Origin of the sequence: Streptomyces sp. MP131-18 (genome assembly GCF_001984575.1) — a bacterium.
In the GTDB taxonomy this organism is placed as follows: domain Bacteria; phylum Actinomycetota; class Actinomycetes; order Streptomycetales; family Streptomycetaceae; genus Streptomyces; species Streptomyces johnsoniae.
Genome location: NZ_LZNS01000001.1, coordinates 887,610 through 911,453, shown reverse-complemented (window position 1 = coordinate 911,453; position 23,844 = coordinate 887,610). Strand labels below are relative to the sequence as shown.

General features: G+C 72.7%; 16 protein-coding genes. 9 read left to right on the top strand and 7 right to left on the bottom strand.

Going from position 1 to position 23,844, the window contains the following annotated elements:
• Positions 1 to 23: 23 nt before the first annotated feature.
• Together STBA_RS03960 and STBA_RS03955 are read right to left on the bottom strand one after the other, a co-directional pair.
• Positions 24 to 2,012: a family 16 glycoside hydrolase gene (locus tag STBA_RS03960; protein ID WP_079251702.1), complete on the bottom strand. Its 1,989-nt coding sequence runs from the start codon at positions 2,010 to 2,012 to the stop codon at positions 24 to 26.
• A 33-nt stretch (positions 2,013 to 2,045) separates the two neighbouring features.
• Complete coding sequence (locus STBA_RS03955; protein ID WP_253194507.1) at positions 2,046 to 4,409, bottom strand: ThuA domain-containing protein; 2,364 nt, start codon at positions 4,407 to 4,409, stop codon at positions 2,046 to 2,048.
• Positions 4,410 to 4,633: 224 nt separating this feature from the next.
• On the opposite strand from STBA_RS03955, the gene STBA_RS03950 reads away from it, so the two are divergent.
• Positions 4,634 to 5,668 (top strand): multicopper oxidase domain-containing protein, encoded by a 1,035-nt coding sequence (locus STBA_RS03950; RefSeq protein WP_077057895.1) that lies wholly within the window; start codon positions 4,634 to 4,636, stop codon positions 5,666 to 5,668.
• Positions 5,669 to 5,805: 137 nt separating this feature from the next.
• Here the strand turns inward: STBA_RS03950 and STBA_RS03945 are convergent, their stop codons facing one another.
• On the bottom strand, positions 5,806 to 6,915 hold the full coding sequence (locus STBA_RS03945) for an aldo/keto reductase (protein WP_077057894.1): 1,110 nt from the start codon (positions 6,913 to 6,915) through the stop codon (positions 5,806 to 5,808).
• A 107-nt stretch (positions 6,916 to 7,022) separates the two neighbouring features.
• Between STBA_RS03945 and STBA_RS03940 the strand changes: the two genes are divergently transcribed.
• A complete protein-coding gene (locus STBA_RS03940; protein WP_077057893.1) occupies positions 7,023 to 8,027 on the top strand; it encodes a LysR substrate-binding domain-containing protein in 1,005 nt (334 codons plus the stop codon).
• Here STBA_RS03940 and STBA_RS03935 read toward each other — a convergent pair.
• Both STBA_RS03935 and STBA_RS03930 read right to left on the bottom strand, forming a co-directional pair.
• A complete protein-coding gene (locus tag STBA_RS03935) occupies positions 7,979 to 8,737 on the bottom strand; it encodes a GntR family transcriptional regulator (protein ID WP_079251700.1) in 759 nt (252 codons plus the stop codon). The two genes, STBA_RS03940 and STBA_RS03935, sit on opposite strands and share 49 nt — an antisense overlap.
• 27 nt (positions 8,738 to 8,764) lie before the next feature.
• Positions 8,765 to 10,921, bottom strand: coding sequence for an alpha-N-acetylglucosaminidase (locus STBA_RS03930; protein WP_077057891.1), 2,157 nt, complete (start codon positions 10,919 to 10,921; stop codon positions 8,765 to 8,767).
• A gap of 215 nt (positions 10,922 to 11,136) precedes the next feature.
• Here STBA_RS03930 and STBA_RS03925 point away from each other — a divergent pair, with 215 nt between their 5' ends.
• The 4 genes from STBA_RS03925 to STBA_RS03910 all read left to right on the top strand — a co-directional run bounded on the left by STBA_RS03925 (position 11,137) and on the right by STBA_RS03910 (position 15,037).
• Positions 11,137 to 11,871, top strand: coding sequence for a sugar isomerase domain-containing protein (locus tag STBA_RS03925; RefSeq protein ID WP_077057890.1), 735 nt, complete (start codon positions 11,137 to 11,139; stop codon positions 11,869 to 11,871).
• 73 nt (positions 11,872 to 11,944) lie between these two features.
• On the top strand, positions 11,945 to 13,312 hold the full coding sequence (locus tag STBA_RS03920; protein ID WP_079251699.1) for an extracellular solute-binding protein: 1,368 nt from the start codon (positions 11,945 to 11,947) through the stop codon (positions 13,310 to 13,312).
• Positions 13,293 to 14,213, top strand: coding sequence for a sugar ABC transporter permease (locus STBA_RS03915; protein WP_077057889.1), 921 nt, complete (start codon positions 13,293 to 13,295; stop codon positions 14,211 to 14,213). The genes STBA_RS03920 and STBA_RS03915 overlap by 20 nt, the downstream gene beginning before the upstream one ends.
• Complete coding sequence (locus STBA_RS03910; RefSeq protein WP_077057888.1) at positions 14,210 to 15,037, top strand: carbohydrate ABC transporter permease; 828 nt, start codon at positions 14,210 to 14,212, stop codon at positions 15,035 to 15,037. Before STBA_RS03915 ends, STBA_RS03910 begins: the two co-directional genes overlap by 4 nt.
• A gap of 45 nt (positions 15,038 to 15,082) precedes the next feature.
• On the opposite strand, the gene STBA_RS03905 is transcribed toward STBA_RS03910, so the two are convergent.
• On the bottom strand, positions 15,083 to 16,858 hold the full coding sequence (locus STBA_RS03905; protein ID WP_077057887.1) for a glycoside hydrolase domain-containing protein: 1,776 nt from the start codon (positions 16,856 to 16,858) through the stop codon (positions 15,083 to 15,085).
• A gap of 233 nt (positions 16,859 to 17,091) precedes the next feature.
• Here STBA_RS03905 and STBA_RS03900 point away from each other — a divergent pair, with 233 nt between their 5' ends.
• The 3 genes from STBA_RS03900 (at position 17,092) to prmC (ending at position 22,711) form a co-directional block, all read left to right on the top strand.
• Positions 17,092 to 18,084 carry a hypothetical protein gene (locus STBA_RS03900; protein ID WP_077057886.1) on the top strand — a complete coding sequence of 331 codons (993 nt, stop codon included), beginning with the start codon at positions 17,092 to 17,094 and terminating at the stop codon, positions 18,082 to 18,084.
• 344 nt (positions 18,085 to 18,428) lie between these two features.
• Positions 18,429 to 19,322 (top strand): aminoglycoside phosphotransferase family protein, encoded by an 894-nt coding sequence (locus STBA_RS03895; protein ID WP_077057885.1) that lies wholly within the window; start codon positions 18,429 to 18,431, stop codon positions 19,320 to 19,322.
• A gap of 1,049 nt (positions 19,323 to 20,371) precedes the next feature.
• Positions 20,372 to 22,711: a peptide chain release factor N(5)-glutamine methyltransferase gene (gene prmC, locus STBA_RS03890; protein ID WP_077057884.1), complete on the top strand. Its 2,340-nt coding sequence runs from the start codon at positions 20,372 to 20,374 to the stop codon at positions 22,709 to 22,711.
• Positions 22,712 to 22,837: 126 nt separating this feature from the next.
• On the opposite strand, the gene STBA_RS03885 is transcribed toward prmC, so the two are convergent.
• Positions 22,838 to 23,844, bottom strand: a 1,007-nt coding sequence (locus STBA_RS03885) for a polysaccharide lyase family 7 protein (protein ID WP_143659616.1), incomplete at its 5' end; no start/stop codon positions are given.

Genomic DNA, 23,844 nt, shown 5'->3' with positions numbered 1-23,844 from the left:
GGTCGGTTCGGTTCGGTGGCCGGTTACAGGGGCCTGATCCGGACGTCGCGGAACGAGACCACGTCCGAGGTGCCGTGGGTCTGCAACCCGATGTGGCCCGCCTCGTGCTGGCGCCCGTCGGTGCCCGGGTCGTCGGCGCGCGGCGGCGAGAACAGCTGTCCCGGCGCGTTGGTGAACTCGTTGATCAGCAGGCCGTTGCGGTAGACGGAGTAGTGCTGGTCGACCACGCGGATCTCGTAGTCGTTCCACGTGCCCTTCGGGGTGGTCAGCGCCTCGCCGCGGTTGACCAGGTCGAAGCCGTAGACGGAGCCGGTCTTGTACTGGTCACCGCCCGCGCCGTCGTAGATCTGCACCTCGTGGCCGTATTTGATGGCCACCCACTCCGGCCGCGACTCCTCCGGGTGGCCGTGGACCCGCGGGAAGCCGACGAAGACCCCGCTGTTCGCCGAGCCCGTGCCGGGCGCGTCGTCGCGGAACTTCAGCCGCAGCACGAAGTCGTCGTAGGTCCGCTCGGGGAACCACAGCATCCCCATGCCGCCGACCTCGGTGCTGCTGGTGATCGAGCCGTCGTCGTTCAGCCCGAACGCGCCGCCGCCGACGTGGGCCCAGCGGTCGAGGGACTGCGCGGTGCCGGTGAAGATGTCCTCGTAGCCCGTCCGGTTGCCGGGGTCGCCGACATCGGAACGGTCGGCCGCGGCCCTGATCTCCTCCGCGCCGCGCTGGTCGATGACGCCGTCGTCGATCAGCGCGGTGGTCACCTGGCGGACGTGGTTGAGGAAGGAGCCGTGGGAGGACCAGGCGGCCTCGTCCTCGATCCGCTCGTTGACGGTGCAGCCGTCGCGGTCGGTGCGGTTGGGCACGTTGGTCAGCTCGTCGCCGACGACGACCAGCGGGCGGTCGTCGGACTCCGGGCAGGCGGCCGGCTCCTCGCCACCGCCGTCGTCCTCGACGACGGTGAAGGAGGCCGAGCCGGGCTCCGAGGAGTTCCCGGCGTTGTCGGTCGCCCGGTAGCTGACGGTGTGCTCGCCGACGCTGTGCACCATCACCGGCTCGGTGTAGGGCGCGAAGTCGCCGCCGTTGACGGCGTATTCGATGCCGGCCACGCCGGAGCTGTCGTCGGTGGCCGCCAGGGTGACGGTCGCCATGGTGAGGTAGTTGCCGTCGGCGTCCTGTTCGCCGTCGACGGTGGCCGATACTTCGGGCGGGGTGGTGTCCTCGCCGGAGGGCTCGACCACGTTCACGGTGGTCTCCTGGTCCTCCGAGACGTTCCCCGCCACGTCGCTCGCGCGGTAGGTGATGGTGTGCTCGCCGACCGTGTCGAGCACGACCGGCGCCTCGTAGGGCGCGAACTCGCCGCCGTCGAGGGCGTATTCGATGCTCTCGACGCCGGAGCCCTCGTCGGTGGCCGCCAACGAGACGGTGGCGCTGCCGACGTAGTTGCCGTCGGCGTCCTGCTCGCCCTCGACGGTGGGCGTCACCTCGGGCGGGGTGGTGTCCTCGCCACCGCCGCCGTCCTCGGTGACGACCAGCTCGCCCTGCATCGCCCCGTGACCGGGGATCGCGCAGAAGAAGCGGTAGGTGCCCGGGGTCAGGGTCGCCGTGACCTCCCACCGCCCGCCGTTGGCGTCATTGGGGTTGGCCATGATGTTGACGTCGACGTCGTTGTTGTAGTCGGGGTTGGAGGTGTCGAACGTCAGGGTGTGCGGCATGCTGGTGGTGTTCCCAGTGGCCGCGCTGTTCTCGAAGATGATGGTCGTCTCGCCCGCGACCGCCGTGGTCGGCTGGGTCACGTAGCGATCGAGGTCATTGCCGGCCGTCCAGACCAGTTCCTGGACCGCCGCCGGTTCGCTCCCGCCGCGGGGCGCGTCGGCCCGGGCGGACGGGAGGGTCACCAGCGTCAGCGCACCCAGGCAAAGGGTCACCAGCAGGGCCAGGAGGCGCCGTGTCGTGGGCGCCCGGGAGAGGAGTCTCGGGCCTCGGGGACCGCCCCCGAGGACACTGCCGTGCGTCATACGTGTTTCCGTCCTTCTCGGAGCCTTGCTTCGCTAGCCGGCCAGGTCCTGGGGGAGCGGGGTCGCCTCGCCACCCGTGTAGGTGACGCGCCACAGCGCGGATTCCCCGGTCACGGTGAAGAAGCCGCGACCGTAGTCCAGGACGTACATCGAGCCGTCGGGCGCGAACTTCCAGTCCATGAGGTTGCGGATGCCGCCCTCACCGATGGGGATGATCTCGTCCAGACTCTCCGCGTGCACCGGAAGTCCCCCGCTGCCCGCGTTGGCCGGGTCCATGACCACCGCGTGCCGTGGCTGGTCGGCGTCGTAGTGGTCGCCGACGAACCACTTGCCGTCCCAGTACTCCGGCCACGCGACCGGGCTGTCCTGGGAGTCGTCGTACCGGTAGACGGGTCCGTTCATCGCGGCCTGGCCGCCGCCCGTGAGCCACGGCAGCCGCAGGGTCTGCTCGTCGAGCTCGTAGCTCGGGACGCCCTCGGCGTTGCGCGGGAAGTCAGGACCGCCGCCCTGCGGGGAGTACCAGATGTTGTTGTCGGTGACCGGCGGGATGTCCACCAGGCCGTCGTTGTTCGGGGACTCGTTCTTCGGGGCGTCGCAGTCGTACCAGCCGAGCGGCTGCGTCGGGTCCGGCAGGTTGCGGTCCCGGTACGGCTGGCTGTTGCCCATGCAGTAGGGCCAGCCCCGGTTGCCCGCCTCGGTGATGACGGCGAACGTGTCGTACTTCGCCGGGCCCCAGGTGGTGCTGGGCTCGGCGGCGTCGGGGCCCACCCAGCCGACCTGGAGCGAGTCGTCCTGCGGGTCGATGGAGATGCGGGACGGGTTGCGCACGCCCATGACGTAGATCTCGGCGCGGGTCTTGCCGCCGCCCTCCTCCTCACCGGTGAAGAGGTTGCCCTCCGGGATGGTGTAGGTCCCGTCGTCCTCCGGGTGAATCCGCAGGATCTTGCCGTTGAGGTTGTTGGTGTTGCCCGAGGTGCGGCGGGCGTCGGCGAACGAGACGCCCTCGAAGTTCGGCTCCGGGTTGTTGCCCGAGTAACCATCGGTGAACTGGGAGGAGTTGGTGTCCCCGGTGGCGATGTACAGATTGCCCGCGGAGTCGAAGTCCATCCCGCCGCCCGCGTGGCAGCAGCTGTGGATCTGCACCGGCCAGGACAGCAGCACCTGTTCCGAGGCGAGGTCGAGCGTGCCGGTCTCCTGGTCCAGGGTGAAGCGGGACACGCGGCGTTCGCCCATGTGCGTCTCGCGGTCGATCTCGGAGTGCGGCGTCCAGTGCAGGTACATCCAGTTGTTCTCGGCGAAGTCCGGGTCGAGGACGATGCCGACCAGGCCCTCCTCGATCTTCACCAGCTCGCCGCCGCCGCCCTTGTTGCCGAAGACGTCCAGGGTGGCGACGAGGGACACCTCCTCGGTCGCCGGGTCGTAGACGTGCACGGTGCCTTCGCCCAGCCCGATTTCCGGGTCGTTCCAGTCCGTGACCACGGGGGTGTCGGCCCAGTGCCCGCCGCGGCCGATGTAGAACACCCGGCCGTCGTCGGCGATGTCGAGGCCGTGCGGCTCGCCGATCTGGTCGAGTTCGCCCGGCTGGTTGGGTGCCGTGAGCCGTTCGGCCTCGTAGTTGTCGGTGATCGTGGCCTGGCAGTCGGCCCGCGCCAGGCGGCTGGTCCACAGCAGGGCGCCGCGCAGGTGCTTGCGGAAGTTGTTCTCCGTGAAGCTCTGCGCCGTGCCGCCCATGCCGGTGTAGAACGACCGCCCGCCGTCGTAGTCGCGGCACCAGGAGATCGGGTGGTCCCAGCCCTCCGCGCCCTCGCCGGGCCCGTAGGTGCTCTCCCGCACGCGGGCCACGGTGTGCACCTGGCCGGTGGGGTTGGTCTCCCAGTTGAACCAGACGTCCGACTTGGCCCACTCCAGCGGCAGTCCTGACGTCGCCGGGTTGGTGCGGTCCCCGACCTCCACGACGGCCCGCTGCGGGTCGGCCGGGCCGCCCGCCTCCGGCCTGGAGCCGATGAGTCCGGTGAACCACTCCGACTCCGGCTGGGCCAGAGCGGCGTCGTGGACGCCGACGAACCCGCCGCCCAGCCGCACGTAGTTCTGGAGCGCGGACTCCTGGTTCGCGTTCAGCACCGCGCCGTCCGCGGACAGGAAGACGACGGCGTTGTAGTCCAGCAGCCCGGACGGGGTGAAGACCGCCGGGTCGCTGGTGGCGTCAACCGCGAAGTGCTCGTCGGCCGGCCCTTCGGCCCCCAGTGCCTCAATGGCCGAGATCCCGGCCTGCGTTCTGTCCTCCGGTGCGTCGGCGGCGTGGAAGACGAGCACGAGCGGGTCCTGGGCCCCCGGCAACGTGCTCGTTTCCTCGTTCTGTGCGGCTGCCGGGGCGGTGCCCAGCAGCGCGATGGTCATGGTCGCAGCGAGCGCCAAAACCTGTGGCTTGCGGCCCATAGCTCGCCAGCCCCTCTCAGGTGACAGCAGCAACGCCCTAGGAAGCTAGACCTCTTTTGCTGAGTCGCCAATAACTATGACCAGGAAAGTGGAAACTTTGTCCTGAGGGTGGGCAAACTCTTGTCGCGGCCATACCATGAGGCGCCATCAGGACCCCTGACCGCCGACTCAGGAAGGCGCAGCACATGCGGCGACCAGGCTTTTCCCGACGAGCATTCACCGGTGGCGCAGCCGCGGCGGCCATCGCTCCGGCCGGTCTGACGGCAGCCCTGCGATCGACCTCGGAGCCCGCCGCGGCGCCACGGGCCGAGGTCCGCCGGATCACCATGTACGCGGAGAATCTTCCGAACGGGCAGCTCGGCTACGGGCTCGCCCCCGGCGAGGCGCAGATACCCGGGCCGCTGCTGGAGATGTACGAGGGCGACACCCTCCAGATCGACCTCGTCAACAACGCGGATGTCGCCGTCAGCCTCCACGTGCACGGCGTCGACTACACGATCGACAGCGACGGCACGCGCATGACCAACAGCATCGTCGAGCCCGGCGAGTCCCGGCTGTACACCTGGAACAGCCACGCCCCCGGCACGCGCGAGGACGGCACGGTGATCGCCGGCAGCGCCGGTTACTGGAACTACCACGACCACGTCGTCGGAACCGACCACGGGACGGGCGGACTTCAGAAGGGCCTGTACGGGCCGCTGGTGGTCAGACGCCAGGACGACATCGTGCCGGACCACCAGTTCACCGTCGTCTTCAACGACATGACGACCAACAACAGGACGCAGGCCCCGAACTTCACCGCGAAGCTCGGCGAACGCTGCGAGTTCATCGTGATCACGCACGGGGAGCTGTACCACACCTTCCACGTGCACGGTCACCGGTGGGCCGACAACCGCACCGGCTACCTCGCCGGACCCGACGACACCAGCCAGGTCATCGACAACAAGATCTGCGGACCCGGCGACTCCTTCGGCTTCCAGGTCGTCGCGGGCGAGAACGTCGGTCCCGGGCACTGGATGTACCACTGCCACGTGCAGAGCCACTCCGACATGGGCATGGCCGGGCTCTTCACCGTCACCCGGGCGGACGGCAGCGTGCCCGGCGGGGACCCGGGACACGGCGGGCACAGTGGACATGGCAGTCACGGCTCGGACACCTCAGGCGCTTCGGAGTCCGCGGACGCGGCGGACTCCGCGGACATGGGCCACGCGCACCACTGACCTTCCTCGCCGCGCCGCCGGTCGCACCGCACGGCCGGCTCCCCCCCCGCCAGGGCCGGCAGTAGACCTCCGAGGCCCGGCCGGGGCCCGCCGCGCCACGGGCGCGGCGGGCCCCGGCACCATGCCGTCCCGCCGCCTCAGGACCGGGCGGGCCAGGGACTGCGTTCCATGATCGCGGCCTGGCCCCTGGAGACGAGCCCGGGGTAGGAGCGGCCCGGGTACCAGGGCGCGGTCTCGATCCGGTCGAAGCCGGGCAGCTCCGCCATCCAGGCCGCCATCCGCTCGCGCAGGCCGGCGTCCGGCAGTTCACCGCGCATGGCGCGGACGTTCTCCGCCACGTGCTCGGGCCGCGAGGTGGCGGGCAGCGCGCAGGTGACCGCGGGATGGGACACCACCCACTTCAGGAAGAATTCCGCCCAGCTCTCGATCCCCAGGCCGTCCACGAAGTCCGGCAGCGGACGGCCGGCGACGACCTCGTGCAGACGCCCCTTCTCCAGCGGCATGTTGACCATCACCGCCGTCCCGTGGTCGGCCGCGGCGCGCAGTACCCGCCGCTCGGCGTCCCTGGTGCGGATGGAGTAGCGGACCTGCATCGAGTCGAGCGCGCCGCGTTCGATCCAGTCGGCGAGCAGGTCGAAGTACGCCAGGTCGTGGTGGGTGACGCCGACGTGCTTGATGCGCCCCTCCTTCTTCCAGGCGTGCAGCAGCGGCAGCACCACGTCCACGTTGACCAGGTTGTGACAGGTGACCACGTCCAACGGGCGTCTGCGGGACAGGCGTTCCATGGAGCGCTCCAGGCTGCGCCTGGCGTGGCTCTCGTCCCACAGGTACTCACCGGTCGACCAGATCTTGTTGTTCATGAACACCCGGTCGGCGAATCCGTCGATGGCCGCCCCCGTGTTCTCCTCCGCCGCTCCGTACAGCGGCGAGGTGTCGATCACCCGTCCCCCCGCTCGCCAGAACTCCCGTACGACCTCCCGCACATGGGGGCGGTGCTCGCCGGGCAGCGAGTCGAAGGTCATGAACGTGCCGAGCCCGATCACCGGCAGCCGCTGCCCGGTCGCGGGGAAGCTCCGGGTGATCACGCGGCCCTCCCCGCCGCTGCCGCCGCCGGCCTCGGCGGCGCCCGCCGCCCCGAGCGACAACGCGCCCGCCGCGGCGGCGAGCCCGCCCGCCTTGATCACGCCGCGCCGCGTCGCGCCCGCGTTCCCGCCGTCGTTCCTCGTGCCGTCTTCCGCCTGATGCATGGGTTGTGCGCTCGCTTCGTCTCATGTGCCAACACGGTCAACCAAGCGATGCCCCGGGCACAGATGAACGAACAGACCCGTCCGGACGGTCGGCATACCCTACGGGTATGGCCGTTGACCTCAGACTGATGCGGTACGTCATTGCGATCGCGGATACCGGCAGTTTCCAGGCCGCGGCCGAGCGGCTGCACATCAGCCAGCCGCCGCTGAGCCGCCAGATCATCGCGCTCGAACGGGAGCTGGGCGTCGCCCTGTTCGAGCGCCGCCCCACCCGGCTGACCGAGGCGGGCCGGGTTTTCGTCGCCTCGGCCCGCGAAGTCGTCGACCACGCGGAACGGGCCGTCAGCCTCACCCGCCAGGCGGCCCGTGCCGCGGACGGCGTCGTCCGCATCGCCTACGGGCCGAGCGCCGCCCACGCCGAACTGCCGCTGCTGCTCGCCGAGATGACCGAGCGCCACCCCGGGGTTCAGGTGCAGGCGCGGGAGATGTGGGACGCCGAGCTGCCGGCGGCCCTGGGCGCGGGCGAGTTCGACGTCGCGCTCGGCCGCCACCCGCCCGTCCCGGCCGGCTGGACCGCCGAGGTGCTGCGCACCGAGGAGTACACGGTGGTCGTGCACGCCGGTCACCGGCTGGCGGGGCGCGCCGCCGTCTCCCTCGCCGACCTGCGTGGCGAAACGTTCCGGTTCATCACCAGGGAGCCCGCCCCCGGCTATGTGGACGCCGTGCTCGCGGCCCTGGGCGCCACCGGGGAGACGTTCCCCGTGTGGGAGAACCCGGTGCCTGGCCTGCGCAACCACACGGAAGTCTCCCGCGGCGGGTTCATGCTGCTGCCCCGTTCCGTCGCCGAGCACCTGCTGCCCGCCGCGGCGTGCCTGCCGGTCCTCGACGACCTGCCGCCCGTGCCCCTCGCCCTGGTCCGCCCCGGCCGCGTCACCGCGCCCGCCGTCGCCGCCCTGATCCGCACCGCCCGCGCCGTCGCCGTCCGCGAGGGCTGGCGCCGCCCCGGCCACCGGCGTTCAGGACCTCGCCCGCCGCGCACCGGTCGGGACGGGGCCCAAGCGGCTCACCCGGCCGGCGGGGGCGCCGTGTTCACCACGAACGAGAACTCGTAGCGGTCCCCCCGGCACAGCGACTCCCCGTACTCCACGACGCGGCCCGCGGCGTCGAACGCGGTCCGCCGCACCAGCAGGGCCGCCGAGCCCTCGGGCACGCCGAGCAGCGCCGCCCGGCGCCCGGTCGCGTTCACCGCCCTGATCTGCTGGCCGGCCCGCACCACGTGCACCCCGTGGACGGTCCGCAGCTCCTCGGACAGCGACCCGGAGAGCCGCGCGGGGTCGAGGCCGGGGAAGCGCTCCGCCGAGAGGTGCACCGTCTCCAGACAGAACGGGACCTCGTCGCCCAGCCGCAGCCGCTCGATCCGGTGCAGGGCGGTGCCCGGGTCCACGCCGAGCGCCGTGGCCAGGTGCAGGTCGGCCTCGACCCGCTCCGCGGCGAGCAGCCGCGCGCCGGGGCGGTGGCCGCGCGCCCGCAGATCCTCGGTGAACGACGTGAGCACGGACGTCTTGACGATGTGCGGATGCGCGACGAACGTCCCCACCCCCCGCACGCTGCGGATCAGCCCCTCCTCGCGCAGCGACTGGAGCGCCCGCCGCGCCGTGGACCTGCTGACGCGGTAGCGCTCGGCGAGCAGCCGCTCGGTGGGCAGCGCCTCGCCCGGCCGCATCGCGGCGATGTCGTCGCCGAGCCGCCGCCGCAGCGCCTCGTGTTTGAAGGCCCAGGACGCCGCACCGCCGCGCCCCGGTCCCTCCTCTTCCTCCGCCACTGTCAACTCCGTGATCCCGCCCGTCCGTTACTCAAAGTGTCCGCGATGGCGCGACCACAGCTCCCGCGCCACCCCGGCCGTCGTCGCCCCGGCGCGCGGGCCGGAAGACTCCTCGGGCACGTCCCCCGCGACCCAGCGCTCCTCCCACGCAATCATCGACGCCTCGAACTCCTCGGCGCGGTACGGGGCGCCGTCGCGGATCGCCCCGGCGACGTGTGCGCACCAGCGCCGCCAGCGCGGCAGGTGGAAGGAGCGGACCAGACCGGCCCAGTGCCGCCCCGCGTAGTCGTGCAGCTCGCTGCGGGAGTGCCCCCAGAGCGTGAGGACGCGCCGCGCGTTGGCCTCGTACAGCCGGGCCTCCGACGGCGTGGCCGCCCAGCCGCGCGCCTCGTCCAGCCAGTCGGCCAGGCGGTATTCGGGCCGGGTGGCCAGCAGCGCGTCGAGGTCGGCGATGCCGGTGAGCAGCGCGTCCGCCGCGGAGGCGAAGCCGTCCGCGTCCCGGGCCAGCGCGGCGTCCGCCGCCCGCCGCTGCCGGGCGCACGCCAGATGCGTGAGCACCTGCGCCGCCACGTCGCACAGGTCCCGGCCGAGCGGTCCCGCGCTGTCCTCCGGCCGGCACGCGCCGAGCAGCAGCGCCCACGCCTCGGCCAGCTCCGGCGGAACGCCGGGGGAGGCGGGCGCCGCCAGGTGCAGCGGCGCCTGCGGGCGCATATCGCCCGCGAGCGTGGGCCGGCAGACGACGACCGAGCCCGGCGGCCCGGGCCCGTCCGCGGCGTAGACGGCCGTGTGCAGCAGCTCCCAGGCGCGCCGCAGCTCCGGCGTGCGGCGGCCGTACCTGACCTCCGCCCAGTGCGCGAGCCAGGCGCCCACGTCGCCGACGCCGCCCCGCCAGGCGACATCGGCCAGCAGCTCGTACAGCACGGGGTCGCCGCCGAACGCCTCCATACTCGCCCCGACCCCGGCGAGCGCGCCGCCGCGCGCGTCGGCACGCGCCGCCGCCGCGCCGCCCGCGACCTCCGCCAGCTTCCCGTACAGGCCGGGCCGGCCGCCCAGGCTGTGCAGCATGCACCACACCCACGGCTTGCCGCGGTAGCCGCCGGCCTGCCGCCACACCGGCTGGTGTTCGGCCCACAGGTCGAGCACCAGCATCCGGTCGTCCGGGATGGCGTCCAGGAACGCCGCGGTCCGCTCCGGCGTCCAGTAGTCCGCCCGGTAGGAGAACGGCCAGCCCTGCAACACCCACGTGGCCCGTTCGTCGGCGGCGGCCATCGCGCCGTGCACCGCCGCCGCCACGCGCGCGACCTCGGCCGGGTCCGTGACCGGCGGCGTGGTCTCGATGAACGGGTCCGCGGCGTAGAGGTGGTCGGTGCCCAGCAGCCGGGTCTGTTCGGTCAGCAGCGCGGTGCCGAACTCCGCGAACAGCGGGTCGCGCGGGTCCAGGACGGACACCTCGAAGTCCCACCAGGGCAAGGTGGCGGCCCGCGCGCCCCGTTCGGCCGCCAGCGCCGCGGGCACGTGGCCGGAGAAGCCCTGGAGCACCGGCCGCATGCCGAGGGAACGCTCCCGCTGAAGGATGCGCAGGCCGAGCCGCGCGTGGCCGTCGATCCAGCCGCGGGGCAGCGGCCCCTGCCAACCGGCGGCCGAGGCGAGCCAGTTCCACGGCAGGTAGGCGGGCCCGCCGAGGAACCGCCGCGCCGCCGCGTCGTCGAGACCGGCGGCGAGCAGCGTCCGGTGCCACACCGCCTCGGCTCCCGTCATCGCCAGCGGGGTGGTCACGCCGTGCAGCGCCATCCAGTCGATGTGGCGCTCCCAGCGCGCCCAGTCCCAGAACGCCGTGGTGTAGCCGAAGGTGCAGACGTTGAAGTGGTAGCGGTGCCGGTAGGGCGAGGTGACCGGTCCTTCCGTGCCCGCGTGCGGCAGCCGCGGCGGCAGTGCGGGGCGGGGCGCGTCCCACGTGATCTGGGTGCGGCAGGCGGTCCGCAGGTACCAGCGCAGCGCGGAGGCGACGGCCACGCCGCTCGACCCGCGCAGCGCGACGCCCGCGGGTCCCGCGTCGACCTCGAACCAGTCGGGCCCGCCCGCCCCGTGGACCACGTCGGCGGTGAAGTCCGCGGCCCGTTCGCCGAGGAGGCGGCCGAGCAGCTGCCGGGCCGCGTGCGTCTGCCGTTCGCCGGGGGATGTCATCGTCCGGATCTCGCCTCCCGGCCGGGCTCAGGGGTACACGTGCGCGGTACGTACCACGCGGGCGTCACGGTAGGCCGGTCACGGCGGGCGGTCAAGGGGAAGGAAAGCGTGGAAAACGGGCCCTTCGCCGGGGGTGGTGCGCCTCCGCGACTCTCTGGTACGGTCCACGCCACTCCGGCGGCCGTCCGGCCGCCGCCCCGCGGTAAGGAGGCCCGTTGACCGCCGACCTCGCCTACTTCGCCGCCCTGAAGGACACCATCGGCGCGCTCGCGGACGCCGAGGCGCCCGCCATCGACCGTGCCGCGCTGGCCGTCGCGGACAGCGTCGCGGCCGGCGGAGTCGTCCACTACTTCGGCAGCGGACACTCGCACCTGGTCGCCACCGAGCCGCTCCAGCGCGCCGGCGGCCTCGCCCCCGTCAACGTCGTCGCCGCCCCGGCCCTGACGCCGTCCGCCCCGCGGCACGCGGGCGCGGCGGAGCGCGTCGGCGGCTACGCGGCGGCGATCCTGCACACCGCGGACATCAGGCGGGGCGAGGTCGTGGTCGTGGTGTCCAACTCCGGAATCAACGTGGTGCCGGTCGAGTTCGCGCTGGGCGCCCGCGAACTCGGCGCGACCGTCGTCGCGATCACCAACCGCGCCCACTCCCTGGCCGCCGAGCCCCGCCACCCCGGCGGGCTGCGGCTGCTCGACGCCGCCGACATCGTCATCGACACGCACGGCCGCCCGGGCGACACGGTCGTCCCGCTCGGCGGGCTCGCCGCGGGCGCGCTGTCCACCGTCGTCGGCGCGGCCGTCGTCAACGCCCTGACCTGCCGCGCCGCCGAGCTGCTCACCGAACGCCACGGCCTGACCCCGCCGTTGCTCGTCAGCCAGAACGCGCACGGCGACGCCGAGCGGCACAACGAGGCGCTGCTGGCGCGCACCGCGGACCGCTGCCCGCGCGGCTGAGCCACCGGCCGCCCCCCCCGACCCCCCACCCCCGACTTCCCCCCCCCCCCCGACGAGACCCGCAAGGAGGCCGATGATGGGCACCGATCGCCCGCCCGGCCGCGCCCGGCGCGCGCGCCCCCGCCGAAGGGCCGCGGCGGCCTGTGCGGCGGCGGCGCTGCTGCCGCTGGCCGCCTGCGACGCCCTGACGCCCGGCAGCGCGGCCGAGGCGCCGGGGCCGCGGAGCGTGCCGTCGCGGACGGCCGTCCCGGACGAGGACATCACCCTGCGCCTCCAGTTCGCCGACGCGCCGCTGATGGTCGACGCGCTGATCGCCGCCTTCGAGGAGGAACACCCCCGCATCACGATCGAGCCGCAGTACAAGACGTTCTCCGACTACGTGAAGAACCTCAAGCTCACCATGACCTCCGACAGCGCCCCGGACATCGCGCAGTTCGCGGTGGGCATGACCGACCTGGCCGAGGACGGGCACGTACTCGACCTGGCGCCGTACCGGGAGGCGTACGGCTGGGACGCGTCGATACCCCCGGTCAGCCTCGACCAGCTCACCGCCGGGCGGGCCAGCGAGTCCACCGGCGGCCGGGCCCTGTTCGGGGTGCCCGCCGGTCTGTCGATGACCGGGATCTACTACAACAAGGAGCTGGCCGCCCGGGCGGGGATCGAGCAACCGCCGCGGACCCTCGCCGAGTTCGAGGACCAGCTCGCCGCCGCCGAGGAGGCGGGCCTGACGCCGCTCGGTGTCGGCGCGCTCGACTCGGGGGGCCTCCACCTGTGGGCGGCCCTGCTCAACCACACCATGTCCACCGACGACTACTGGGACTGGGTCAACGGCACCGAGGGCGCCACCATCGAGACGCCGCAGGCCATGGCCGCGAGCGAACGCGTCATCGAGTGGGGGCGCCTGGGCTACTACAACGACTCCGCGAACGGCACCGGGCAGGTCGACTCCACCGCCCAGTTCACCCGCGGCGACAGCGTCTTCCTGATCAACGGCAACTGGGCGGCCGGGCAGCTCGCGACCGCGATGGGCGACAACGTCGGCTTCTTCCCCATGCCGGGCGGGCACCCCGCCGACCCGGTGGTCGCCTCCGGCTTCAGCGTCTCCTACGCGGTCTCCTCGCGCACCGAACACCCGGAGGCCGCGGGCGCGTTCCTCGACTTCCTGACCACGCCCGAGGCGGGCCGCATCATCAGCGACAACGGCTTCCTGCCGACCAACGCCGAGGCGGCCGAGCCGCCGCGGGGCGTGCTCGCCGACGTGGCCGAGGGCCATCGGCTGGCCGTCGCCGACGACGGCATCACCACGTTCCCCGACTTCGCCGCCCCGGCCATGCTCGACGCGCTGCGCTCCGGCGTGCAGAAGCTGATCGCGGGCCGCGTGGAGCCCGCCGACTACCTGGACGCGCTACAGGACGTGTGGGATGAGCAGCACGCCGAGTAGGCCGGCAGCGGACCGGCGCACCGCCTCCCGCCCCGCGCGCCGGCGCGGCCGGTGGCGCGGCTACCTGTACGTGCTGCCCGCGCTCGCCGTGTACCTCGCCTTCGCCGTCCTGCCCGCCCTGCACACGGCGTACCTCTCGCTGTTCGAGTGGGACGGCGTCACCCTGGGCCGGTGGGTGGGCCTGGACAACTACCGCGAGGTCTTCGGGGACGCGGTGCTGCGCAGGTCCGTGCTCAACGCGCTGACGCTGGTGGTGTTCTTCTCCTTCCTCCCGATCCTGCTGGGCCTGGTGACGGCCGGTCTCCTGGCCCGCTACCGGCGCCCCGGCATGGCGGCGTACCGCTTCCTGTTCATGCTGCCGCAGGTGGTGCCCCTGGTCGCGGTGGGCGTCACGTGGCGCTGGCTGTACGGGGACGACGGGCTGGTCAACCAGGCGCTGCGGACGGTCGGCCTCGACGGCGTGACGCGGGCCTGGCTCGGTGACTTCGACGCCGCGCTGATCGCCGTCGGCCTGGTCGGCACCTGGGTGCTGAGCGGCCTGTGCATGATGCTGTTCCTCAGCGGCGTGCAGAAGGTGGACCCGAGCCTGTACGAGGCGGCCCGGCTCGACGGGGCGGGCCCGGTCCGGGAGTTCGTCTCCGTGACGCTGCCGCACCTGCGCGGCGAGCTGGCCGTGGCGATGACGGTGACCATGGTCGCCGCGCTGGCGAGCTTCGACATCGTGTACGTGACGACGAACGGCGGGCCCGGCGAGCAGACCACGGTGCCGGGGCTGCTCGTCTACCGGCTGGCGTTCTCCGACGGGAAGGTCGGCCTGGCGTCCGCCCTGGCCGTCGTCCTCGCCTGCCTGATCCTCGTGCTGGTCTTCGTCGTCAACCGTCTGTCGAGGTCGGAAGAATGAACAGCGCCACTCGAACGGAACGCTGGTCCGGCTACGCGCTGCTGACCGTGATGGCGGCCGCCGTGATCATGCCGTTCCTCAGCGTCTTCCTCGCCTCGGTGCAGCCCGCGGGCACGCCGGTGGTCGGGCTGGCCTGGCCGGAGCAATGGAGCTGGGACAACTACCGGCAGGCGTGGACCGTCGCCGGGTTCTCCGACCTGATCCGGGCGAGTTTCGTCATCGCGGCCGGGGTCGTGCCCGCCACGCTGGTGCTCGCCGCCTCGGCCGGCTACGCGCTGGGCACGATGAAGCTGCCGGGCGGCAACGCGGTGGCGGCGTTCTTCGTCGCCGGGCTGACCATCCCGGTGGAGCTGATCGTCGTACCTCTCTACTACGACCTGCGGGGCGTGGGGCTGACCAACTCCTACCTGGGCGTGATCCTGGCGGAGATCGCGCTGTTCATGCCGTTCAGCGTGTTCTGGATGCGCACGCACTTCCGCTCGACGCCGCCCTCGCTGGTCGAGGCGGCCCGCGTCGACGGCGCCTCCTCCGCGACGATCCTGCTGCGCATCCTGCTGCCGCTGGCCCGCCCCTCGCTGATGACGCTCGGGCTGCTGGTGTTCATGTGGTCCTGGAACCAGTTCCTGCTGGTCCTGGTGCTCATCCAGGACACCACCATGCACACCGCCCCGGCCGGCCTCGGCTTCTTCGTCGGGCAGAACAGCACGGACATCCCCACGCTGGCCGCGGGGACCATCATCGTGATGCTCCCGATCCTGACGCTGTTCGCCGTCTTCCAGCGCAGTTTCATCGCCGGACTGCTCCAGGGCGCCACGAAGGGGTGAGGAACGGGGCGGGCAGCCGGGACCCGGCTGCCCGCCCCGGTCGGCTCACCGTCCGGACTGGAGGGCGGCCCACGTCTGCGGGCCCACGATGCCGTCCGCGTCCAGCTGCCGTGAGCTCTGGTAACTGCGTACCGCCGCCTCGGTGTTCGGGCCGAACTGCCCGTCGACGGCCAGCGTGCTGCCGCGCGCGGCGGTCAGGGCCCGCTGGAGCCTGCTCACGGCCTCGCCGCTCGACCCGTTCTGGATCATCGGCGTCGCGCCGGCCGACAGCAGTGCCGTCCAGGTGGACCGGCCCACGATGCCGTCCGCGGCGAGCCCCCGCCCGCTCTGGAAGGCCGTCACCGCCTCGGTCGTGGCGTCGTCGAACTCCCCGGTCGGAGTGTCGTCCGGCATGGTCACCCCGGCCGACTTGAGCAGGCACTGCGCCGCGGACACCTGCGGGCCGCTCGCCCCGGCGGCGAGTTGCGGGTAGGACGGGAAGGTGAGGTTGACCCCGCCGCAGCTCGCCGGCGGCGGGGTGCCGGCGCCCACGTCCAGGTAGTTGCGGTCGATGTTGATGCTGACGCCGCCGTGGGTCTCCGTCACCTCGCCGACGAACTGGTGGATGCGCTGGTGGTCGGCCCAGAGCTCGGCCGGGGCGTACTGCCCGGTGTCGGTGTCGGCGCGGCCGTTCCACCAGGCGAACCAGATGTGGTCGACCCGCGTGTACGCCGGGTTGTCGTGGGCGTTCGCCACGTCACGGATGCCGGAGGCCGCGCTGGAGTAGACCCCGGCCAGGTAGCCGTTCGCGTGCAGCCCCTCGGTCCAGCCGGAGAGGTAGTTCAGCACGCCCGTGGTGCAGGAGCCGCCCGGGGTGTACGCCTCGATATCGCTGTACAGCGTGCTGCCCGCCGGTATACCGAGCGACGCGGCCGACGCCACCGATGCGTTGGCGGCCGTCACACCCTGCTGGCGCGCGGTGGCCGGGTCGGTGGAGATGCGGTTGGCGTAGCTGGTGCACGGTGCCTGCCGCCCGACATCGATCGGTATGAGGTGCCAGCCCGCCGAGGTCTGGGCCTCCACCCAGCCGGCCGTGAGGTTGGGCTGCGCGCAGCCGCGGGTCGCGCCGCTGATGTAGACGCCGATGGCCTGGAACGGCGAGGCGGACCGCCAGGCGTTCATGGCCGACTGCGAGGGCGCGGTGCAGGCGTCGAAGCCGAGCCCGAGGAAGTCGCCCGGCTGCGGCCCGGCCTGCGCCGCCCGCGGCATGTTCTCCCGCGGCGCGGGCGCCGCGGCGGGCTCGGCGTCGCCGGTGACGCGGGCCCGTTCCAGAACGGTCCGCACCGTGTCCTCGGTCTGCGGCGCGTGCGCGGCGGTGACGAGCACCCCGGCGTCCTCCACGGCGACCTCGATGGTGCCGCCGGCGGACACCGCGCCGGCCGCGGCGCGGGCGGCGCCCTCCCGGCCGGTGTCGCGCTGCGCGACGGCGGTGCGCGGGCTGATCCGTTCCGCCGCGACCTCGGTCAGCGGCTCGATGACAAGACCCGCGGTGCGGCCGACGACGCGGGCGGGGCAGTCCTGCTGCTCGCCGGGCGTTCCGACGTAGACGGTGGGCCGGTCGAAGCGCAGGCAGGCGGCCGGGTCCTCGTCGAGGTCGACCACCCGCCAGTCGGCCGGCACTTCGACCTCGTAGCCGCGGTAGGTGACGGTGCGGGAGTCCTCGGCCGCCGGGGCGGCCGAGGCCGTCACGGGGGCGGCGCCAAGGGCGGTGGCGGCCAGGCCGGTCAGGGCGGCGACGATGGCCGGCCACCCACGGCGGACGCGTGGAGCGGAGCGTGGCATGCGGTCTCCAGGAAGGGGTGGGGGAGGAGAGCGGGCGGTGCACGACTGGCGGAAAATTTTGACATGCCCACTCCTTTCGGAGGAAGATATCGTCCTGCCGCAAGATGTCGCGCCACCGCGGACTCCGCGCACGGTGTTCGCCTCACGTTCGCGCGAGCGGGCCGGGACGGTCCTACCGTGGGCCGGTGGTCCCGCTCCTCCCGACGCCACAAATTCCCTTCACGGAGGCCGACTTGCCCCGCGACAGCCATCGTTTCCGCCCGGCGCACCTGGCCGTTGCCGTCCTCACCCTGCTTGTGTCCTGCCTGTTCGGAGCACCGGCGGCACCGGCCGCCTCCGCGGCGGAACTGCCGGGCGGCAAGGCCAGGTTCGCCGTCGCCGTCGGCGGTCTGAACGCCGGCTCCACCACCAACTGGGTCCGGCTGGGACAGTACGAGTTCGCCGCGGACGGCACCGTCTCCGAAGACCACTGGCACTGGACGCAGCGGCGCCGCGAGGTCCGTTCCTCCACCGGCGTCCAGGCCGCCGGCTGCCCCACCCGATCCTGCACCGTCCGCACCGCGTACGGCTACCAGTCCAGCGCCGCGCCCCAGTCGCTCACCGGCACCTACACCCTCGACGCCGGGCTGCTGCGCATCACCTGGGCCGGCGGCCAGGGCTGGGAGGAGTGGAACGTGACCGAGGCGTCCGACGGCTCGCTCGCCACCCTCGCGTTCGTCCGCTCCGGCTTCGGCGCCACCCACGGCTTCGGGCACGGCAGCAACGCCGCCTGGAACGCCCGCGCCTCGGCCGCCACCGTCGCCGCCGCCGACCACGCGTCCTTCGACCACGACTACTTCCTGTGGAAGGTGAGCGGCGAGAACGACCAGCCGCACATCGACGCCGGAGCGGGCAGCCCGTTCTGGATGCGCGACTGGAGCGTCTGCGGCAGCGGCCGCTGCCTCGCCGGCCGCAGCCCGAGCGACACCGACTACTACGTGACCTCCGCCAACACGTCCACCAGCCACCGCCGCGACACGCTCTGGCACTGGCGCACCGCGCTCGCCGACGCCAGGGGCGAGCACTGCTACACGGGCAACTCGCACGTCAAGCCGATGATTCAGATCATCGACGACGACGGCACCTTCCGCGGCTGGGTCGGCGTCGAAGCCTCGCTCAACCAGTCGGCCCCCGACCAGGGGCGCTACGCCGACGACATCGGCGTCTTCCGCATCACCGACGGCTAGGCCCTGTCCTGCCGATCTTGCCGGGCCCGCGACTCCCCCAGACTCCTCCCCCAGACTTCGTCTGGGAGGTGCCCCCAGGGAGGTGCCCCCAGCTACGGCACCTCGCTGCGTTACCGAATCGCGCGAATACGGACAGGTATGAGCTGCGATCCGGTGCCGATGGGGGCACCTCCCAGCCGCCAGGCTGGGGGAGCACCGCATCTGACGCCGCGGGCTGATGCGAGATCGACAGGACAGGACCTGGGCCCGCCGGGGAAAACCGGTCGACAGGCCGGCCCGCCGTGCCGTGGGATGGGGACCGACAGCCCGGCGCACGGCCCGGGCCGGCCCTGGAGGAAGCGCACGTGCCAACCGGCGGAACCACGCACTCACGCCCCGCGATCGACACCGCACTCGCCAGGCGCCTGGTGGACACGCAGTTCCCCCAGTGGGCGGGGCTGCCGCTGCGCCCCTTCGAGCCGGCCGGCTCCGACCACGTGATCCACCGGCTGGGCACGGAGCTGTCCGTCCGGCTGCCCCGCCACGCCGGGGCCATCGGGCAGGCCAGGAAAGAGGCCGAGTGGCTGCCGCGCCTCGCCCCGCACCTGCCGCTGGCCGTCCCGGTGCCGGTGGCCGTGGGCGAGCCGGCCCTCGGCTACCCGTGGCCGTGGTCGGTGAACCGCTGGCTGCCCGGCGAGGTGGCGACGGTCGAGGCGCTGGGCGACTGTGCGGAAACCGCCGTGCGGCTCGCGGAGTTCCTCACCGCCCTCCACCGGTTCGCGCCCGAGGAGGTGCCCGCCGCGCAGTCCCGGCTCGCCGCGCCGCCGCTGGCCGACCGCGACCGCGCGACGCGGGAGGCGATCGCCGCGACCGCCGGGGTGTTCCCCGCCGCGGCCATGACCGAGCTGTGGGAGGCGGCGCTGCGCGCTCCCGCCTGGGCGGGCCCGCCGGTCTGGTTCCACGGCGACTTCCACACCGGCAACCTGCTGACCAGCGAGGGCCGGCTGAGCGCGGTCATCGACTTCGGCGGGCTCGGCATCGGCGACCCGGCCTGCGATCTGACCGTGGCCTTCACGTTGATGTCGGCCGGGAGCCGGGCCGCCTTCCGCACCGCGCTCGGCCTGGACGACGCCACCTGGACCAGGGGCCGCGGCTGGGCCCTGGCCACCGGCCTGAACGCCTACACCTCCTACGCCGCCGTCAACCCCCGGATCGCGGCACAGACCAGCCGTCAGGTCACCGAGGCCCTCAACGGGTGAGCCGTGTGCCAGGGCTTGTCGACAGGCCGCGCGCGTGGAAATGACAGACATCGCCTCCGCCGTGGGCGGCACACTGTGCGAATGGATCTCCGCTCCGAGCAGGTTGCCGCTGCCTTCGGACTGGGCCGGCCACTGGGACGGTGGCGTCCGATGTCCTGGTCCGGGACGATCACGTGGCCGCAGGAGCCGGTCGGCGAGAGGCTGACGTCGTTCGCGTGGAGGCACACGGGTCAGCTCGTCGTCGTGGATGTTGACGCGGAACAGCCCGACATCCTCGGAAGGCGTCGGCTCCGGCTCCCCGGTGGGCGGGGGCTCGGATGTGACACTCCGGTCCATGGTGGGTTCCGGGGCCGAGTCCTTTGACGAATTCCCGCCGGAGCAGGCGCCCCCGCTGCATGTGTGCCCAGGTGCCGTGCGCTCGTTGTCTCAGCTTGCCGCCGAACGTACGCCGCCGCCCCGGTCTCCGCTGACGCCCGGGGGGTGGCGGGTGCGCTATCGGCCGGGGCCAGGTCCTGACCGCGTTCCGCCGGTGAGGTGCCGTCGTGCCGCGGGTCTTCGCGGCCGGTGTGCCCTGGTCATGTGTTCCCCGTTCGTTTCCGTGTCCTCTGTGCGACCTTCCGCATCATCACCCCGGCCCGCGACACCGCGGGAACAGTACGTGACGACAATGTCAACTCGCCGCACGCCCCGGGGCGGTCACGGGGCGATTACCGGTCAAAGGCTGGGTCGATCAAGCCAAGGCCGACTTTCCTCCTTCACCGCCGCGCACGGGCGTGCTTAGCATCATCGCGACCGAGCACAGTCGCATGTGTCCTCTTTTCGACCGGTTCATCAGTCCTGCCATGCGACGACGTCCACCCACGGCCACGGCCGCCGCCAGGCCCTGCCCGCCTGCCTGCCTGCCTGCCTGCCAGGTGAGACCTGCTCGTACCACGCGAAAGCAACCTCCTTCGTTTTGCACGCCCATGCCCCGGTCCCGCCGGGCCGCGGCGAACGACCCGCACACCCGCGAACAACCACTGTCCGTGAGGAATAAGGAGCGCGCGAACATGAACTCCCGTACCCGCCCCGCAGAATTCGACGTGATCGTCGTCGGCAACGGCGTGCTCGGCTCCTCGCTCGCCGTCGAACTGGCCGGCCGCGGCGCCTCGGTCGCGCTCGTCGGCCGCCCAGAACGGCCCCACGCCGCGTCGACCGCCACGGGCGCCCTCCTCGGCTGCTTCGGCGAAGTCACCGCGGCCTCCCTCGGCACCGACCACGGCGCCGGGGCGTTTGCGCTGCGCCTGAAGGCGAGAGACGCCTGGCCCGCCTGGCTGCACCAGCTGGCCGGCGGCACCTCCGACGGCCGGGACATCCTCACCGGCAACGGCACCACCGTCCTGCTCAACTCCGTCGGCACCGGCGGCATCGACTCCGCCAACTTCGAGGCGATCCGTTCCGTACTGGAGCAACACGGCGAACCCCACGAGACCGTCGACCCCGAGGACGTCGGCTGGCTGGACCCCGACCCGCACGCGCGCCCCCTGCGGGCCCTCCACATCCCCGGCGAACGCGCCCTCGATGCGGGCAGGTTGCTGCGCCGCCTCGACCGGACCGCCCGCGCCCGCGGAGTGCGGGTCGTGGCAGCCGGCGCCGCCTCGGTCATCGACGACGGCGGCCGGGCCGGGGGAGTGGTCCTCGACACCGGCGGAACGCTGACGGCGGCCAGGGTCGTCCTGGCCGCGGGCGTCGGCACCCAGCAGCTGATCGACTCCGTGCCCGGACTCGGCGACTGCATCCCCCGGCTGGTCGCCGCGGCCGGCCTCTCGGCCGAACTCACCACCGAGGACTGCACGCAGCCCGAGACGGTGATCCGCACCCCGAACCGCGCGTTCGACAGTGCACTGCACGTCGTTCCGCTCGGCATGGCCCGGGCCTACCTCGGCACCACGGGTGCCGTCGTCCCCGACCCGCTCGCCGACCCGATCGTGGCGGACCTGCTGTCCCTGCTGGACGACGCGCACCGGCAGATCCGCCGCAATCTGCACGCCGGCAGCGTCCTGCGGGTGCACGTCGGCAACCGGCCCTTCGCCCTCGACGGATTCCCGCTGCTGGGCGAGACCCCCCTCAGCGGCCTGTGGACGATGACCGGCCTGCACCGCGACGGACTCATCCTCTCGCCGCTCCTGGCACAGGAGTTCGCCCGGCGGCTGACCGGGGAACAGCCCGTGCTCGACCTCGGCGCCTGCACGCCGGAACGCGTCCCCCTCGCCCCGGCGACGCGGCAGCAGACCGTCGAGACCACCGCGGCCCACGCGCTCGCCGCCGGATACGGCCGCCACGCCCGCGTTCCCACCGAGTGGCAGGAAAGCCTCGGCGACGACCTCACGACCGTGCACGCCGCCTGGGCGGACCGGATCGACGCCGACTTCACCCCGCCGCCGGAACTGCTGGCCGCCGCCAGGCGGTACCCGCGCATCGCCGAGTGGCTGCGCGCCTACTACGCCCACTGCCGGGCGCGGTTCGGCCCCGCGACCACGGCCGCACCCGCCGTCCTCCCGCTGCGCGACCACCTGGCGTGGGCGCACAGGACCCTGACCGAGGCGCAGGTGTGGACCCCGGAGCTGGACGCGCTCGTCCTGGCCGGGCACGCCGCCGGCACGCGCCCGGAGGAGCTCGACCACGAGGCGGAGCTGCCGGCCGGGACGGCCGCCGAGTTCCGTTCCCTCGTCCGGCGCCGGGCGGACCGGGAGCCACTGGAGTACATCACCGGGCGGGCCACCCTCTTCGGCCTCGAATTCGAGGTCGGCGAGGGCACGTTCATCCCGCGCGTCCACTCCGAGGCCATGGTCGGCCAGGCGCTGGACCGCTGTCCCGACGGCCCCCTCCGGGTCGTCGACCTGTGCACCGGCTCCGGTGCGCTGGCCCTGGCCGTCGGCGCGCTCCGCCCCGGCTCCGACATCACCGGCGTCGACATCTCCGCCTCCGCCGTGCAGTGGGCGAAGCGGAACGCGGAACGGCTGCGCGCCCGGGTCCCCGGCGCGGTCGACTTCATCGAAGGGGACGTGGCCGACCCGCGGCTGCTGAAGGACCTGGACGGCCGTGTCGACCTGCTGATGGCCAACCCGCCCTACGTTCCCGACCGGTTGCGCATTCCGCCGGAGTACGGGGTGCACCAGCCGCCGGAGGCCAGCTTCTCGGGGGCCGACGGCCTGGACGCGATGCGGGGGATCGCCGTGACCGCGGCCCGGCTGCTGCGCGGCGGCGGGGTACTGGCCGTCGAGCATCTCGACGCCCTGGTCGACGAGGTCGTCGACATCATCGGCGCGGCCGGGTTCGAGGACATCACCAGCCACCCCGACTTCACCGGCTTCCCGCGGTACGTCACCGCGCGCCGCCCCGTCGGCTGAGCCACCCGCCTGTCGGCGCCCATGCGCAGCCGAACGGCCCGCCGGTCGAACCGGCGGGCCGTCCTCGGGGATGGGCGTCGTCCCGACCGCCCTGCCGCGTCAGCGTCCCTTGTTCACTCGTATCACTTACTCGTAGACCCGCACCCAGTCGACCTCGAAGACGGCGGGACGCAGCCCACCGGCCCCGGTGAAGTTGTCGAGCTGGATGTTGAGATGCCCCGAGGGCATGTCCTGGATGTTCCCCCGCTCGGAGTTGGCGCCGTCCGACATCCGGAACCATTCCTCACCGTCGACGTAACCGACCAGCGCCTCCGGCGTCCACTCGAACGCGAAGTTGTGCCACTCGGTCATGTCCATGGGGCACAGCTCGTGGCGCTCCTTCTCGTCCGTGGGGCTCTGCGGGTAGTGCAGCCACGCCGAGAGGCACTGGTCGTCCGGGTCGGAGTACTCGACCCAGTCGTACTCGCCATTCTCCAGCCGGTTGCCCTCGGTGGGCCAGATCAGGTGCAGCGGGTGGTAGAGCCCGCCGCTGTCACCGATGTTCCGCGAACGCGAACGGATCTCCCACCGGCCGTACTGGGTGTCCAGCTCCTGCCGGAGCCATCCGGTGTCACCGTTCTCCTCACCGAGCATGGTGAGCATGCCGTCCGCGACGGTGCTGTTCTTCGCGCACCGGCGGCCGTTGCCCGCATGCCCTTCCCAGCAGCCCTCCGTGCCGCCGTACTCACCCGAAGGAACGGCCCACTTGTCCGGGTCGACCGGACCGGTGTAGTCGAACTCGTCGGATATCGGCAGCGGGGTGCCCCAGCCGTGGCGCACCGCGGCCTCGGTCTCGTCGGACGACTGGCCGTCGTCGTGCGTGACGTTCAGGTCGTAGATCTCGACCTCGCCGTAGTTGTCGCCGCTGCACGGGGAGGAACGGTCGCAGTTGGCCTGCGTGTAGGCGCCGGCCTTGAAGTAGTTGCCGTCGCCGGAGTTCTCGATCGTGGTCTCGAGTTCACCGTTGTAGTAGATGTCGATCTCACCGTCGTTCACCACGTACTGGAGCTCGAAGACGTCGCCCAGCTCGTACTCGTCGGTGATCAGATGGTGGTCGGTGGTGTCGTCCTCCGTGATGTAGAGCTCGGAGCCCT

What these genes read in the sequence shown, in the direction of transcription:
- prmC (WP_077057884.1), top strand. Translation starts at nt 20,372, where the DNA reads ATGAACTCCCGTACCCGCCCCGCAGAATTCGACGTGATCGTCGTCGGC.
- STBA_RS03940 (WP_077057893.1), top strand. Translation starts at nt 7,023, where the DNA reads ATGGCCGTTGACCTCAGACTGATGCGGTACGTCATTGCGATCGCGGAT.
- STBA_RS03960 (WP_079251702.1), bottom strand. Translation starts at nt 2,012, where the DNA reads ATGACGCACGGCAGTGTCCTCGGGGGCGGTCCCCGAGGCCCGAGACTC.
- STBA_RS03955 (WP_253194507.1), bottom strand. Translation starts at nt 4,409, where the DNA reads ATGACCATCGCGCTGCTGGGCACCGCCCCGGCAGCCGCACAGAACGAG.
- STBA_RS03920 (WP_079251699.1), top strand. Translation starts at nt 11,945, where the DNA reads ATGATGGGCACCGATCGCCCGCCCGGCCGCGCCCGGCGCGCGCGCCCC.
- STBA_RS03930 (WP_077057891.1), bottom strand. Translation starts at nt 10,921, where the DNA reads ATGACATCCCCCGGCGAACGGCAGACGCACGCGGCCCGGCAGCTGCTC.
- STBA_RS03950 (WP_077057895.1), top strand. Translation starts at nt 4,634, where the DNA reads ATGCGGCGACCAGGCTTTTCCCGACGAGCATTCACCGGTGGCGCAGCC.
- STBA_RS03915 (WP_077057889.1), top strand. Translation starts at nt 13,293, where the DNA reads ATGAGCAGCACGCCGAGTAGGCCGGCAGCGGACCGGCGCACCGCCTCC.
- STBA_RS03905 (WP_077057887.1), bottom strand. Translation starts at nt 16,858, where the DNA reads ATGCCACGCTCCGCTCCACGCGTCCGCCGTGGGTGGCCGGCCATCGTC.
- STBA_RS03945 (WP_077057894.1), bottom strand. Translation starts at nt 6,915, where the DNA reads ATGCATCAGGCGGAAGACGGCACGAGGAACGACGGCGGGAACGCGGGC.
- STBA_RS03910 (WP_077057888.1), top strand. Translation starts at nt 14,210, where the DNA reads ATGAACAGCGCCACTCGAACGGAACGCTGGTCCGGCTACGCGCTGCTG.